This window comes from Methanoculleus formosensis (assembly GCF_025384765.1).
GTDB classification, from domain to species: Archaea; Halobacteriota; Methanomicrobia; order Methanomicrobiales; family Methanoculleaceae; genus Methanoculleus; species Methanoculleus formosensis.
This window is the reverse complement of the sequence record NZ_VHLL01000001.1, coordinates 1-12,688: the sequence shown is the minus strand read 5'-3', so window position 1 is coordinate 12,688 and position 12,688 is coordinate 1. Positions and strand designations below refer to the sequence as shown.

Here is a 12,688-nt window from a genome sequence, read left to right as displayed (position 1 = left end):
TTATCCCTCCCGGATACCTGGTGGGGCTCATGGCACGAACAACCGTAATCACGACGACGGTCGCGATCGCGGCCGAGAACTTCGGTTTCAGTACGGAGACGATCACGGTCCCCGCGGGAGCGGAGGTGACGATCGAGTTCGACAACCGGGATGACGGCGTCCCGCACAACGTCGCGGTCTACACGGACTCTTCCGCGGCCGACGCAATCTTCGTCGGCGAGGTCGTCACCGGCCCGACCCGGACGACCTACACCCTCACGGCGCCCGAGACCCCGGGGAACTACTTCTTCCGGTGCGACGTCCACCCTGCGATGCACGGGGCGTTCATCGTCACGTAAGCACGGCTCCTGCGATGATCGCGACTGCGTAGACGATCACGGTCGCATGCATGAGCGGGAGCGCCCGCATCGCGGCGTCCGCATCCTTCTCTCTATGGATGATGGCGTTCGCCGCCCCGAGGAGGACGAGTCCCGCGGCGAACCCGGCGAGGGTTACCGGCCCGAGGGTGAGGCCGAAGACGACCGCCATCGCGGCGTGGACGGCCGAGAACCCGAGAACCCAGGCGGCAGCGCCCTTCATCCCGTAGAGGACCGGGATCGTCGCCATCCCCCGGGCGCGGTCGTTTGCGATATCGGCGATGTCGTTTGCCCCGAGGTGCGCGAGCGTCCACGGATAGAAGAAGAGGAAGAAGAGGAGAGCGGTCGCATCAGGGTTCCCGTGCACCAGGTAGCCGGCGACGGGAAAGAGGGCGAAGTCCGTCCGCCCGATGACCTGGGCGAGGGGGATGGTCTGGCCGCGTTTCTTCGTCTGGTAGAAGTACTCGACCAGGTAGGAGTAGCCCATGATCCCGAGGACGTAGAGGTTCTGCGGCGAAGGGAGGGTTACCGCGAGCGCGGCCGCGAAACCGGCGAGGAGGAGAAAGACGGCGAACGCTGCGCGGGGGGAGAGTCTTCCCGCAGGAATCGGCCGCTCGCCGAACGGCCGCCAGTAGCGGGTGAGCGAGCCGTCGACGTCTCTTCTGTCATACTCGCGGTCGATGTAGTCGTTCAGGACGAGCCCTGCCGTAAACCCGAAGAGCCCGATCAGCGCCGCCCGGCCGACGAGCACCCACGAGAACCCGCCGTAGTTCTCAAACGCGAGCGCGAGCCCCGAGCAGAAGAGCAGGGGCCAGACGAAGAAGAAGTGGGCACGGGTCAGGTCTGCAAGCGCCACAAGGCTCTCTCTCATAACGCGAACTCTCTGTCCGCGCTCAAATACCTGTCGCCGGATCCCACCGACCCCGGGCTTTGAACACTCCGGTTATGCGGTATCTCTCGCCGGAGTCTTCATCCTCTGGCCCCGGGGATGCCGGGATGATCTCGGATGGGGAGCATTTTCCGAAAAATGTTAGGCCTACCTTGATAAAAGCCGAGTAGTATACATTACTCTACGGACGAATGCAGGTCGGGTTGATAGCGGTTGGCTGCATCCTCCCCCCGGTGTGACACGGGCTCACCCGGGATAGAGGAGAACGACCAGACAGCAACATCTTTTGATTGTCATGAAGAAGAGATCTCCTGTGAAGAATCTCAGCCGAAAGGCCGAGGACTACCTCGAAGCCATCCTCAACGTCACGCTGAAGAAGGGCTACGCCCGCACGAAGGATGTGGCGTGCGAACTGGACCTGAGCCCCTCGAGCGTCGTGGAGATGTTCCGGAAACTCGATGGGATGGGGCTCGTCGAGTACCGGCGCTACGAGGGCGTGGTCCTGAAACCCGCCGGGCGCGAGGTTGCACAGGCCGTCAAGTCCCGCCACGATACCCTGAAGGAGTTCCTGAAGATCATCCATGTCCCGGAGAAGATCGCCGAGTCCGATGCCTGCTACATGGAGCATGAACTCCACCCGGCGACGATCCGGCAGATCCGGGCGCTTGTGGAGGAATTACGGTCGGAATCGGGGATATCTGAGCGGATCCCAAAGAGCGCTCCCGCAGGGGGAGATTGACGCGATATGACTCTCATTCCAGCCTTGATAACGGTCTACCTCCTCATAAACGTCGCTTCGTTCCTTGCATACTACCACGACAAACGGTCGGCGAAACGCTCGGCGTGGAGGACGCCGGAGAAGACGCTCCTCGGCATCGCGTTCTTCGGGCCGCTGGGCGCATATGCCGCGATGCGTCTCTTCCGGCACAAGACGCAGAAGCCGGTCTTCAGGCTCGTCCCCATCTTCCTCTGCCTGCACCTCGTGATCGCCGCCGCGCTCGTCGCGAGTCACGTGTGGCCGCTCGTCAGCGGATGACGGTTTACCACTGACAAAAGTATAACCAATCCGTTATCTCACCCTACTGTATGGCGTACGAGTACGGGCCGCTCTCCCGCCCGCTCAAGGAGACCCTCGCGGCGCTGCAGGACGGGCTCATGTGCGAGTACCGTCTGGAGTACCTGCCTGCGCACCGGCGTTCGGCCCGGCGGTTGCGGCGGCTCCGGCGGATACGGGGGTGGTGCAGGGCGACTGGCCGCCTGGCGGAGCAGGCCGCTCGTGTGACAGAGCGCATCCTTCCCCGGATCGAACAGGAGACCGGGCATGCTTTCCACAGCCCGGACGGGCCTATCCGAATTCTGATGGCCCCCTCTACGAAGCGGCTCTTCTCGGATATCCTCGCCGGGTTTCCTGAAGACGCGCTCCCGATATCTGCAAACGACCTCTCAATGCTTGGAAACTTCGCCGACGACTCCCACGCCCTCGCCCTCATCGGCGACGTGACCCTGCGGCTGAAGGTCCTCCCGGGGAGAGACGCCGGGACGCTGGACCTCGCGGCTCTCTCCGACCGCTGGGGCCTTCACGGGAACCGGATCGGCGCGGGGCACGCTCCCGACGGCGAGGGGCTCGTGAGGGAGAAGGAGACCCTTGCCCGGGCGGTTCTCGGCCTCATCTACGTCGAAGGGGGCGTCGATGCGCTGCGGGCGGTGGTGCCGCTCCTCGCCTGCGACGAGAGTTAGGCCCCGGATAAAGGCTATATACCCGGCTCCCCCATCCCGCGGCGGAGACCCTCATGGACACCCACGCATTCTCGCAGTTCATCAGGCTCGGCCGGTTCCCTTTCCTCCTCTCGGGCTTCATCCCGTTCACCGCCGCCGCGCTCCTTGCGCATCTCCTCGGGGCGCAGTTCACCCCGGCCCAGTTTCTCGTCGGCTACGTGGCGATGGCGGCGGCGCACCTCTCCGTCCACTACAGCAACGACTACTTCGATGCCGACGCCGACCAGTTCGTCGAGACGTCGCCGATATCCGGGGGGAGCGGCGTCCTCGCCGCCAACCCCGGCCTGAAACCCGCCGCGCTCCGGGCAGCGGTCGCCCTGATGGCGGTCTCGGTCCTGATCGGGTATCTCTTCGTGACCGTCTACGACTACCCGGTCGTCTTCCTCGTCTTCGGTGTAGCGGGGAACCTGCTCGGCTGGTTCTACACGGCCCCGCCGATTGCGCTTGCCTACCGTAACCTCGGCGAGGTCACGAACATGATCACCTTCGGCCTCCTGATGCCGGGGGCGGGCTACTTCGTCGCGATGGGAACGCTGGATGCCTCCTTCTTCGCGTTCGCCGTCCCGCTCTCGCTCTACGGGCTCGTCTTCATCACGAGCGTCGAGATCCCGGACCGGGAGGGCGACATCGCCGGAGGGAAGCGGACGCTCATCGTCCGAAGAGGCCGGATCTTCGGTTTTTCGCTCATCGCCCTCGCGGCGTCTCTCGCGACCGCGGCGCTCACCTTCCTCGCCCTCGCCGGCTTCTTCGCACCCGTGGACTTCCGGCCGGTGGCGCTCTTCTCACTCATCCCGCTCGGGATTGCTCTCTGGGGATTCTCGCACCGGTGCGCGGAGCGGGCGTGCGCCCTCCGGTATGCCACCGCGAACATCAAGGGTTACTTCCTCTTCCAGGGGCTCGTTGTCCTCTACTTCATCCTCGCGGCCTCTCGGGCCTGACCCGGCCGAACCTCCACCGTCCGGTCGAAGGGGACCTCGAAGGTCGTAATGTCGAAGTCGAGGACCCCCGACCCCGTCACCCGGAGCGTGACCCCCCCGTCCGCGAGACCCTGAAGGAGCCCCTGCACCAGCCGCAGGTTATCGACGGTCACCGGGATGGAGACTGCCGTCTCGGCGTTGGGCTGGATCTCAAACCCTCCCCGCTCCCCGTGTGCGAGGAAGACCCATTGTCCGCCGTCGATAAAGTAGACATCGAACGAGACCCGGGTCAGGGTGGCACCGATGGGGTTGGGGTTGTCGATGATGAAGTGGAGCAAGAGATCGGTGCTCCCCGGGGTGATGTTCTCTATCCCGACCCCGCTGAGGGTGATGGTCGGCTCCTGGAGCGCGGGAGCCATACAGCCGGCGCTGCAGAGCAGGACGGCGATAAGGAGGGTGACGGCGGTGCGCCGTATCCCCCCTGCCGGGATAGAGGTCTGCCGCGACATCCCGTTCCCCCTCTATGAACCGTCCCCGTAGGAGAGCACCGGCTCGACCGGGACGTACTTCCTGACGACGACGTTGTCGGCGTAGAAGTGGTGCGGGTCGCCGGAATACCACGCGGACGACCCGATCAGGGCAAAGTCGTCAAAGATCACATCCTCCGGCACCGGCGACCCGTCGGCAAACCGCAGGGGTGCGCTCCCCAGGTATTCGCCGTCCATCCAGGCGTGTTCGGTGGCGTTCGGCGTATCTAAAACAACCCTGACGTGGTACCAGGTATCGGTCTCAGCCTGTCTATCGGCGGAGAAGTTCCGGTGGTCGCCGTCGTAGTAGTGCTGCACCGACCCGTTCCTGAGGTGGAGGGCATAGAGCCGGTCGGTTCCGTTCCAGGCCTGGATGTAGCCCGACCCGCACCACCTCCCGAACTCGCTGACCCGGAAGTCCCCCTCGATCACCAGCGGGCCCGCGGAGATATTCGCGGTACAGACCCTTCTCTCGTTGAACTCCGGGAGGTCCGGGTCGGAGACGTTGATATCCCCGGCATATCCACCGCTGCGGACGACTTCCGACTGAACGAGGGCGCTCGAGCCGCAGGACGACCACCGCGAGAGGTCGCCCTGCTCGTAGTCCTCGAAGAAGGGGAAGACCGCGTCGGGGTCGCCGGCCTCCCGGGCGTCGGGGTTGCCGTAGAGCATGGTCACCGCCGTCGCCCTCGCCGGGAGGGCGAGCCAGACGCGGGCGTGGGAGCCGGCGGTCGTGTTCTCGATCCAGTAGGGGAGAGGAGTCCCGTTCGTGTCTGTAAACCGGATATCGGCGAAGTCCGGCCGCATCCCGGGGAGGTATGTGGCGTTGAACGAGACCGCGAGACCGTCGACGGCGGAGGGGTTCTCGACCGATACCATCTGTTGGTGGGAGAAGGTCCCGGCGGTATCGTCCAGCCAGTAGCGCGGGCTCACCTCCGCAGCCGCCGGGGCGGTGAGGAGCGCGAGCCCTGTGAGGAGAGCGATCCAGGTGAGGTTCATGGTGCCCCCATGAGAACCCGCCCCTATATCCATCTGGCGGCCGGCGCACCCCAATACTGATGCTTCGTGGGGGCGACCGATCAGTACCGTGAACGAGACCATCGCGATCATCGGGGGAGGGCCCGCCGGGCTCTTCTGCGCCCTCCGGGCCGCAGGCGCCGGGAGAACCGTCATCGTCTTCGAGAAGAAGCCCGCGGCGGGCCGAAAACTCCTCATCACCGGGTCGGGGCAGTGCAACATCACCCACGACGGCGAGATCGCCGACTTCCTCTCCCGCTACGGCGACCACGGCACGTTCCTGCGGCCCGCGCTCATGAACTTCACCAACCGCGACCTCATCGGGTTCTTCGCCGACCGGGGGCTTCGCATGGAGACCGAGCCCGGGGGGAAGATCTTCCCACAGACCCGGAAGGCCGCCGACGTCCTCGCCGTCCTCCTCGCGGAGTGCGCCGCCCGCGGGGTGGAGATCCGGCATAGCGACCCCGTCCGGGCCGTCGAGCGCGACGGCGACGGGTTCCTGGTCACGGCGAAGGAGACCGTCCGGGCCGACACCCTCGTCATCGCCACCGGCGGCGCCTCCTACCCCGCCACCGGCTCGACCGGGGACGGCTACGCCTTCGCCCGGGCCCTCGGGCAGCCGACGACGGAGGTTGCTCCGGCGCTTACCCCGGTCTACGTCGAGGACTACCCGTTCGCCGACCTCGCCGGGATATCTTTCCAGAATATCACCCTCTCCGTCTACCGCGACGGGAAACGTGTCGGGCAGCATACCGGCGACCTCCTCTTCACGCACACCGGGCTCTCGGGTCCGGGCATCCTCGACCTCTCCCGCCACATCCTCCCGGCCGACGTCCTCCGGGTCACGTTCATCCCCGGGGCGGGCGCGGAGGAGGTGCGAAAGCGCCTCGCCGACGCGATAGCGGCGGGCGGGGCCCGGCAGGTGAAGACCGTCCTCCCTCTCCCGGAGCGGTTCGTCCGGCGGCTCCTCGACCTCGCCGGGATTCCGGCGGGAGCGACCTGTGCGCACCTTGGAAAGAAGGCCAGGGACACCCTCGCCGAATCCCTTGCCGGATTCCCCTTCCGGGTGGAGCGGCTCGGCGGGTTTGGTGAGGCGATGGCGACGCGGGGCGGGGTCGCCCTCGGAGGGATCAACCCGAAGACGATGGCATCCAGGACTGTCCCGAACCTCTACTGCATCGGCGAGGTGCTCGATATCGACGGCGACACCGGCGGCTACAACCTCCAGGCCGCGTTCTCCACCGCGGCCCTCGCCGCACGGCAGATCGCCGCCTCCCGGTGATCCCCTATCTTGCCAGACCGCGCATGGCGAGATCCATCTCTTTCGTGGTGCGCGCCCGGAACTCTTCTCCTGATCATAAACCGGTAAATCGCGTATTCTCCATATATATGTCTGTAACAAAAATAGAAGTCCTGATATAGATTAAAAAACATTAAAATATATCAGGCAAATAACGTGGTTTGGGGCATTCTTAACGCGATATTCCTCCTCTCCCTCCTCACCCCCCAGGGACACCTGATCTATGACGGCGGAGGGGGGAATGGCGCCTTTGACACAGTCGGCGAAGCAGAGGCGGAGAGGATCGCCTTCCTATCCGAACCCCTCCCGGAAGATACCCTCCTCGACCGGGTGGGCCGGATGACGTTCGCCTGCGTCGACGGGTCTCCCCGCCTCTTCCCGGTGGGCCTCAACGCGACCCTCGCCTACGGGGTGGGCGACTGCACCGATCTCGCGCTCCTCCGGGCGGAAGTCCTCCGGCAGAACGGCATCAGCGCCCGCCCCGTCCACGGCATCATGATCTGGGACAAGGAAGCGTTCCGGACGAGCGCCCTCCACGTCGAGATCCGCGGGAAGGGCATCGCCGTCCACGACTGGGTCGAACTCGGCGACGGCCGGACGATGGGCGCCTACGAGGGAAACCCTGCGGTACGGTGCGTGAAACTCGGCGAGGGAGTCTGCTTCCAGCCGCTCTTCGAGACGCTGGGCTACCTTTAGGCGGCCCTTCCCCCCGCAGAGGAACGTTCAATACCCGTCGCATCGTACGATCGGTATGAGCTTACTCACGGGACTCCTGGCTCTGATCCTGGTGATCGTCCTTGCGTACATCCTCTACAAGACCGTAAAGAGCGTGACCGGCCTCATCATCAACGCCGTCGTGGGCGTGGTCCTGCTCTGGCTCATCAACCTCCTCGACCTGATGCAACTCGTCGGCCGGCCCGACATCCCGATCAACATCCTCACCGTCCTGATCTGCGCAATCGGCGGGGTGTTCGGTATCATCGTCACCGTGGTGCTGCACCTCCTCGGAATACCGCTGGGGCTGTAAGAGGACTTCAGGCGGCCGGGACAGCAATCGGTGCGATCGTCCGGGCGAACTCCTCGATCGTCGGGCCGAACCGCCCGGCATCGACATCGCTCTCGACCGTCACGGCCGAGGAGACGAACCGCATCCCCTTCGCCTCAAGGCTTTTTCTCACGATCTCGACGGCGCTCTCCGCCCCGGAACCGCTCATCTCCACGAGCACCGAGAAGGGTTTTCCCGCGGCGCCCGTAACCTTCGAGAGATACTCGTTGACGTAGGGCGGAACCTTCCGCGACCAGACGGGGGTTGCGACGACCAGGAAGTCGACGTCGGCGAGATCCGTCTTCACCGGGCGGATCTCCGCCCGCATCCCGAACATCGCCATCATGCCTTTCCGAAACATCCCCGCTTCCGAGACCGGCTCTATCCTCGCAAGCCGGCCCCCGACCTTTTCTGCAAGCGCCGTCGCCACCTTTTCCGTATGCCCCTCGCCGGAGTAGTATACGATGAGGATCATCACCATCACTCCGTGGGGGATAGTACACTCATCGCATATAGAGCAGCAGGACGCGGAACCATCATAACCAACTGCAGATAAGATTGGGGCATGCAGGAATACGGCCCCGGTATCGTCGGCGAAGTCCGGTTCTCCCGCCAGGACGGCGGTTACTACGTGGAGCTCTACGACCGGGAAGAAAATCCCATCGGAAAGACCGGGCTGTGGCGGACGGAAGCAAATGCAAAAGAGGCCGCCCGGAGGCTCGCCGCAAGCCTCGAGAGAGAGTGAGGATCACCGTCCGTCAGGATGCGTCTGTGCGTAGCGGACGAGGGCGGCGATGCACCGGTTGTACGGTGTCGCGATCCCGTGGCGCTCCCCGAGGTCTGCCACGTAACCGTTGAGGAGATCGATCTCCGTCCGGCGGGCCTGGCGGAGATCGTGGTACATCGAAGGGTAGACCGTGGCGAAGTCAGGCACCTGGACGCCGAAGAGGTAGGCGAGGTAGTCGTCGGCGGTCGCCCAGGGGAGGTGGACCCCTTCGGCACCGGCGACGGCGAAGGTCTCGCGGATGAGGCCGTCGACGATCCCCCGGATCTCTTTCTCGGCAGCGACCCCGACCGGTGCGCGGAGGAGAGCGCAGATCGGGTTCACCGCGATGTTGAGGAGGGCTTTCGCCCACTTGCCCGCACGGATATCGGGTTCGGGTTCGACCGGGATCCCGGCGGAGCGGACGATCCCGATCAGTTCCCGGAGGGCATCACCGTCGCCCGACCAGGCCCCGAACCGCATCGGGGCGCTCTCGCTCAAGACCCGGACGTGCCCCGGGCCCGCGACCGAGAAGTTCGTCGTCACGGTCCCGCCGATGACGGTATTGGTGTACTCCGCTATGATATCCTCGTTCCCGATCCCGTTCTGGAGGCTTGCCGTCGGCCTGCCCCGGATCACCCCGGCGTAGTCCGCGCAGATCGCCCGGGTGCCGGTTCCCTTCGCGGTGACGATGACGAAGTCGACCGCCGGCGGGACCTCGTCCGGCCCCGTGACAGGGATGACCTCCCTGATGGTCGCATCCCCCCAGATCCCCTCCATCACGAGGCCCCGATCCCGGATCGCGGCGGCGTGAACCGGCCGGCAGGCCGCGTAGACCGATGCGGCCGCGGCAAGCCTCCCGGCGAGGGCGAGGCCGACCGCCCCTGCACCGAGGATAAGGATGACCGGACGCTGCAGTGACTCCATCTCGAAGTTACATTGGACCTAAAAGACGATAACGGTGTACGGTGGGAGAGCCGGATAGCGAACGCTTTTCATCTGTGGAACCGAGCTACGGTACCAGATGAAGCACGTCACGAAGGCCGACGGCGGCCGGCAGCCGTTCGATACGGTGAAGGTGCAGCGGACACTCCAGAGGATGGGTCTCGGCGCCGGGGACGCCGAACGGATCGCTGGCGAGATCGAGGAGTCGGTGCCGGACGGGGTGAGGACCGCCGCGGTCCTCCGGATGATCCGCTCCCGTGCCCGGACCGTCCGCCCCGCCGTCGGCCACCGGACGAACCTCAGAAGAGCGCTCGGTCTCCTCCACCCGAAACCGGACTTCGAGGAGTTCGTGCGGGTCCTCCTCCGTGAACACGGCTACCGGGTCAGAACCGGGTGCGTCCTCAACGGCCGGTGCGGGGAGCACGAGGTGGATGCCATCGCAGAGAAGGACGGCACGACTGTCTTCGTCGAGGTGAAACACCACGTCAGCCATCACCGGGTGACCGGCCTCGACGAAGGCCGGATCGCCCGGGCGATCATCGAAGACCTCCAGGAGGGGTTCCGGTCGGGGCGGTGCGTCGTTGATATCGACGGCGCCCTGATCGTCTGCAACACCAAACTCTCCGAGCATGCGAAGCGTTACGCCGCCTGCCGGGGGATCGACCACATCGGGTGGGATTACCCCGAGGAACAGAACCTCCGGACGATGATCGAGGAGACGCGGTCTTACCCGATCACTATCGTCTCCAATGTGAACCGGTCGGTCTCCACCCGGCTCGCCGCCGCCGGGATCGTCACGGCGAAGCAGCTCGCCGAAGGCGACACCGCGACGATCGCAAACGACGCGGGCATCCCCCTCAAAGAGGTGCTGCTGATCGCCGGGCGGGCTCGCGCCATCCTCGAGCCGTGAATCAGGCGATCGCGAATCAGGCGATCGCCCGGAGTTGCTCGTCGGTCGGGTTTATGAGGACGATCTCGGGCTGGCAGTTGAACCGGAGATCCACTCCTGCAAGACTCGAGCTGCAGACCCCGCGGGAGATGTAGGTGGGCGTCTTCCCGTCGTCGTCAAAGAGGCCGGCGAGTTCGATGACGCCGAGGTCGTTGAGCTGGTTGACGACCGGGAAGAGGAACTGGCCGCCATGGGTGTGGCCGGCGAGGATGAGGTCGGCGTCCCAGTCCGCCCGGCAGGAGGGTTCGTGGATGAGGTAGAGGGTGAACGCGTCCGTCGCCGGCACCTCGGGCGGGTCCGCCATCCCCGCCCACCCGCTGTCGACCCCGACGATGAGGAGTTCCTTACCCCCGATGTCGACGCGGGCGTAGTCGTTCCTGAGGACGCGAACCCCGTTCTCTTCAAGCGTCGCGGCAAGTCCATCGGCAAACGCGGTGTCGGCGGAGCCGTCGTCCAGGGACGAGACGTCGTAAGCGCCGGCGGCGACCACGGCCGACGCCCGGGTGGCGAACAGCCTCTCGACACCCGTCGGGCCGTCGATCCCCACCCGGTAGTCGTGGTTCCCGAGCACGGCGTAGGCCGGGGCGTCGAGCGACCTCCATACCTCCTGGGCTGTGAAGTCTTCCTCCTCGCCGGTGGCGAAGTCGCCGCCGATCAGGACGAGCGAGGGGTTCAGGCGGTTGACCTCATCGATCACCTCCCGGACGTGGTCGATGTTGGACGCCTTGACGTGTGGGTCGGTGATATAGACGATGCCTTCGGGTGCGCCGTCGATCTCGAGAACGGTCACCTCGACGGCCCGTGCCTCCCAGGCCATGTAGCCTGTCATGGAGGGAAGCACGATGAGCAGGAGTATCGCCATATGTCGTGCGCTGGGTGCGTTCGGATTCACTGCATTTTATTCCAATTCCAAAATATAAATAGGATCCGCTGGATGGGATCCGGACGGGTCAGCGGCTGTGGACCGGATCGATCGGATCGCCCGCGATCTCGGGGGGTTCGGCACCGGAGGACGGTTCGGCGAAGAACCGGTCAAACCGATCTTCCTCGCCCCTCGCGAGGACGATAGCGGCGAAGACGGCGACGATCGCCCCCCCGGTGAGATCGAAGATGAGATCCAGCATCGTGTCGGTGTTGCCGAACTGGAGGCCGGTGCCGAAGGCCTGGTCGACCACGAACTCATAGATCTCCCAGATGGCCCCCGCCGCGAGCGTCGACGTCAGGATGAAGAGGACAATCGCCGGACCCGTCAACCGGATCTCCCCCCGGCGTTCGGCGAGGAGCGCGAGAAAGAGGGCGATGAGCCCGACGGTGACTGAGGCGACGAGGTGGGCCAGTTTGTCGTAGTAGGGAGCGAAGGTGACGTAATATTCCCCGACGTGCCCCATGACGTGGATGTAGAAGGAGGTGGCGATGAGGACATTGATCTCCCAGGGAAGGCAGAAACGCAGGTTTCTCGCCATGAGGGCAGGTGCCGTCGCCAGGAGAAACGCGGAGGTTGCCGCGAGCCCGAGGAAGTACTCTCCCGCCAGGATACATGAGGCTGCGGCGAGGAGTATGAGCCCCTGAAGGAGGTAGGCGAGGTAGATCCCGCGCGGGGGGTCCGGGCATGCCATGGGAACGCTGGATAGATACTCCCGGCAGATATACATAACCGTCCCGGCGGGCATCTCCGGGGTTTGCTCCCGGCCGCTGGCGCAGCCAACCGGAGCGGGTCCGCCGCTCGCTTCGCCTGCGGGGGAATATTTGATTACCTGGCAGTTGTATAAATTTGACACACAAAAGACCGAACACTCAGATAGATGGGGTAGATGAATTGACAGATCCTTCAAAGCGCAAACCCGGATCCGCCGGGGGGGAATCGGGGGATGAGATTATCCGCGTGCGCCTGCCGAACAAGAGGAATCGGGAGATGTTCGGGAGCGCTGAACTGATGCTCGGGGCAAACCATATCAGGATCCGCTGCTTCGACGGGGTGACGCGCACCGGGCGGATCAAGGGCAAGATCAAGAAGAAGGTCTGGATCCGGGAAGGAGACGTCCTGGTGGTCATCCCCTGGAGTTTCCAGGACGAGAAATGCGATATTATCTACCGCTACACGAGACCCCAGGTGGAGTGGCTCCGGAAGAACCGGTATCTCTAATTTTTTTACACGAGGTCGTCCCAAAAGACTGTTACCGGGAGGGGGACACCCCCTCCCGGAC

The 12,688-nt window shown here is 64.8% G+C and carries 18 protein-coding genes; 11 read left to right on the top strand and 7 right to left on the bottom strand.

The window, feature by feature from the left end; translation table 11 throughout:
- Window positions 1–29 precede the first annotated feature (29 nt).
- On the top strand, window positions 30–338 hold the full coding sequence (locus FKB36_RS00090) for a cupredoxin domain-containing protein (protein ID WP_261595995.1): 309 nt from the start codon (window positions 30–32) through the stop codon (window positions 336–338).
- Here the strand turns inward: FKB36_RS00090 and FKB36_RS00085 are convergent.
- Window positions 331–1,227, bottom strand: a complete 897-nt coding sequence (locus tag FKB36_RS00085) for a UbiA family prenyltransferase (RefSeq protein WP_261595994.1) — start codon at window positions 1,225–1,227, stop codon at window positions 331–333. The two genes, FKB36_RS00090 and FKB36_RS00085, sit on opposite strands and share 8 nt — an antisense overlap.
- A gap of 331 nt (window positions 1,228–1,558) precedes the next feature.
- Between FKB36_RS00085 and FKB36_RS00080 the strand changes: the two genes are divergently transcribed.
- From FKB36_RS00080 to FKB36_RS00065, 4 genes are read left to right on the top strand one after another with little or no spacing between them, the layout of a single operon-like run.
- The gene (locus FKB36_RS00080; RefSeq protein WP_261595993.1) at window positions 1,559–1,984 is read left to right on the top strand and encodes a metal-dependent transcriptional regulator; all 426 of its coding nucleotides are present in this window, start codon (window positions 1,559–1,561) and stop codon (window positions 1,982–1,984) included.
- A 6-nt stretch (window positions 1,985–1,990) separates the two neighbouring features.
- Window positions 1,991–2,281, top strand: a complete 291-nt coding sequence (locus FKB36_RS00075) for a DUF1294 domain-containing protein (protein WP_261595992.1) — start codon at window positions 1,991–1,993, stop codon at window positions 2,279–2,281.
- A 50-nt stretch (window positions 2,282–2,331) separates the two neighbouring features.
- Window positions 2,332–2,982, top strand: a complete 651-nt coding sequence (locus FKB36_RS00070; protein ID WP_261595991.1) for a hypothetical protein — start codon at window positions 2,332–2,334, stop codon at window positions 2,980–2,982.
- A gap of 53 nt (window positions 2,983–3,035) precedes the next feature.
- On the top strand, window positions 3,036–3,959 hold the full coding sequence (locus FKB36_RS00065) for a prenyltransferase (RefSeq protein WP_261595990.1): 924 nt from the start codon (window positions 3,036–3,038) through the stop codon (window positions 3,957–3,959).
- Here FKB36_RS00065 and FKB36_RS00060 read toward each other — a convergent pair.
- Window positions 3,929–4,447 carry an LEA type 2 family protein gene (locus FKB36_RS00060; protein ID WP_261595989.1) on the bottom strand — a complete coding sequence of 173 codons (519 nt, stop codon included), beginning with the start codon at window positions 4,445–4,447 and terminating at the stop codon, window positions 3,929–3,931. The two genes, FKB36_RS00065 and FKB36_RS00060, sit on opposite strands and share 31 nt — an antisense overlap.
- 12 nt (window positions 4,448–4,459) lie before the next feature.
- Entirely contained in the window at window positions 4,460–5,464 is a 1,005-nt protein-coding gene (locus FKB36_RS00055) for a DUF2341 domain-containing protein (RefSeq protein WP_261595988.1), read from the bottom strand.
- An 88-nt stretch (window positions 5,465–5,552) separates the two neighbouring features.
- On the opposite strand from FKB36_RS00055, the gene FKB36_RS00050 reads away from it, so the two are divergent.
- From FKB36_RS00050 to FKB36_RS00040, 3 genes are all read left to right on the top strand, one after another.
- Complete coding sequence (locus FKB36_RS00050) at window positions 5,553–6,764, top strand: BaiN/RdsA family NAD(P)/FAD-dependent oxidoreductase (protein WP_261595987.1); 1,212 nt, start codon at window positions 5,553–5,555, stop codon at window positions 6,762–6,764.
- A gap of 174 nt (window positions 6,765–6,938) precedes the next feature.
- Window positions 6,939–7,478, top strand: coding sequence for a transglutaminase-like domain-containing protein (locus FKB36_RS00045; protein WP_261595986.1), 540 nt, complete (start codon window positions 6,939–6,941; stop codon window positions 7,476–7,478).
- Between the two features lie 55 nt (window positions 7,479–7,533).
- Window positions 7,534–7,809, top strand: a complete 276-nt coding sequence (locus tag FKB36_RS00040; protein WP_261595985.1) for a pro-sigmaK processing inhibitor BofA family protein — start codon at window positions 7,534–7,536, stop codon at window positions 7,807–7,809.
- Window positions 7,810–7,816: 7 nt separating this feature from the next.
- Here the strand turns inward: FKB36_RS00040 and FKB36_RS00035 are convergent, their stop codons facing one another.
- A complete protein-coding gene (locus tag FKB36_RS00035; protein ID WP_261595984.1) occupies window positions 7,817–8,302 on the bottom strand; it encodes a flavodoxin family protein in 486 nt (161 codons plus the stop codon).
- Between the two features lie 90 nt (window positions 8,303–8,392).
- Between FKB36_RS00035 and FKB36_RS00030 the strand changes: the two genes are divergently transcribed.
- On the top strand, window positions 8,393–8,572 hold the full coding sequence (locus FKB36_RS00030; RefSeq protein WP_261595983.1) for a hypothetical protein: 180 nt from the start codon (window positions 8,393–8,395) through the stop codon (window positions 8,570–8,572).
- Window positions 8,573–8,575: 3 nt separating this feature from the next.
- On the opposite strand, the gene FKB36_RS00025 is transcribed toward FKB36_RS00030, so the two are convergent.
- Complete coding sequence (locus FKB36_RS00025; protein WP_261595982.1) at window positions 8,576–9,517, bottom strand: ketopantoate reductase family protein; 942 nt, start codon at window positions 9,515–9,517, stop codon at window positions 8,576–8,578.
- Between the two features lie 97 nt (window positions 9,518–9,614).
- On the opposite strand from FKB36_RS00025, the gene FKB36_RS00020 reads away from it, so the two are divergent.
- Window positions 9,615–10,445 carry a restriction endonuclease gene (locus tag FKB36_RS00020; RefSeq protein WP_261595981.1) on the top strand — a complete coding sequence of 277 codons (831 nt, stop codon included), beginning with the start codon at window positions 9,615–9,617 and terminating at the stop codon, window positions 10,443–10,445.
- Window positions 10,446–10,461: 16 nt separating this feature from the next.
- Here the strand turns inward: FKB36_RS00020 and FKB36_RS00015 are convergent, their stop codons facing one another.
- Both FKB36_RS00015 and FKB36_RS00010 read right to left on the bottom strand, forming a co-directional pair.
- Complete coding sequence (locus FKB36_RS00015) at window positions 10,462–11,346, bottom strand: metallophosphoesterase (protein WP_261595980.1); 885 nt, start codon at window positions 11,344–11,346, stop codon at window positions 10,462–10,464.
- 88 nt (window positions 11,347–11,434) lie between these two features.
- Window positions 11,435–12,100 carry a hypothetical protein gene (locus tag FKB36_RS00010; protein WP_261595979.1) on the bottom strand — a complete coding sequence of 222 codons (666 nt, stop codon included), beginning with the start codon at window positions 12,098–12,100 and terminating at the stop codon, window positions 11,435–11,437.
- A 200-nt stretch (window positions 12,101–12,300) separates the two neighbouring features.
- Between FKB36_RS00010 and eif1A the strand changes: the two genes are divergently transcribed.
- Entirely contained in the window at window positions 12,301–12,627 is a 327-nt protein-coding gene (gene eif1A / locus FKB36_RS00005) for a translation initiation factor eIF-1A (RefSeq protein WP_261595978.1), read from the top strand.
- The last annotated feature ends 61 nt before the right edge of the window (window positions 12,628–12,688 follow it).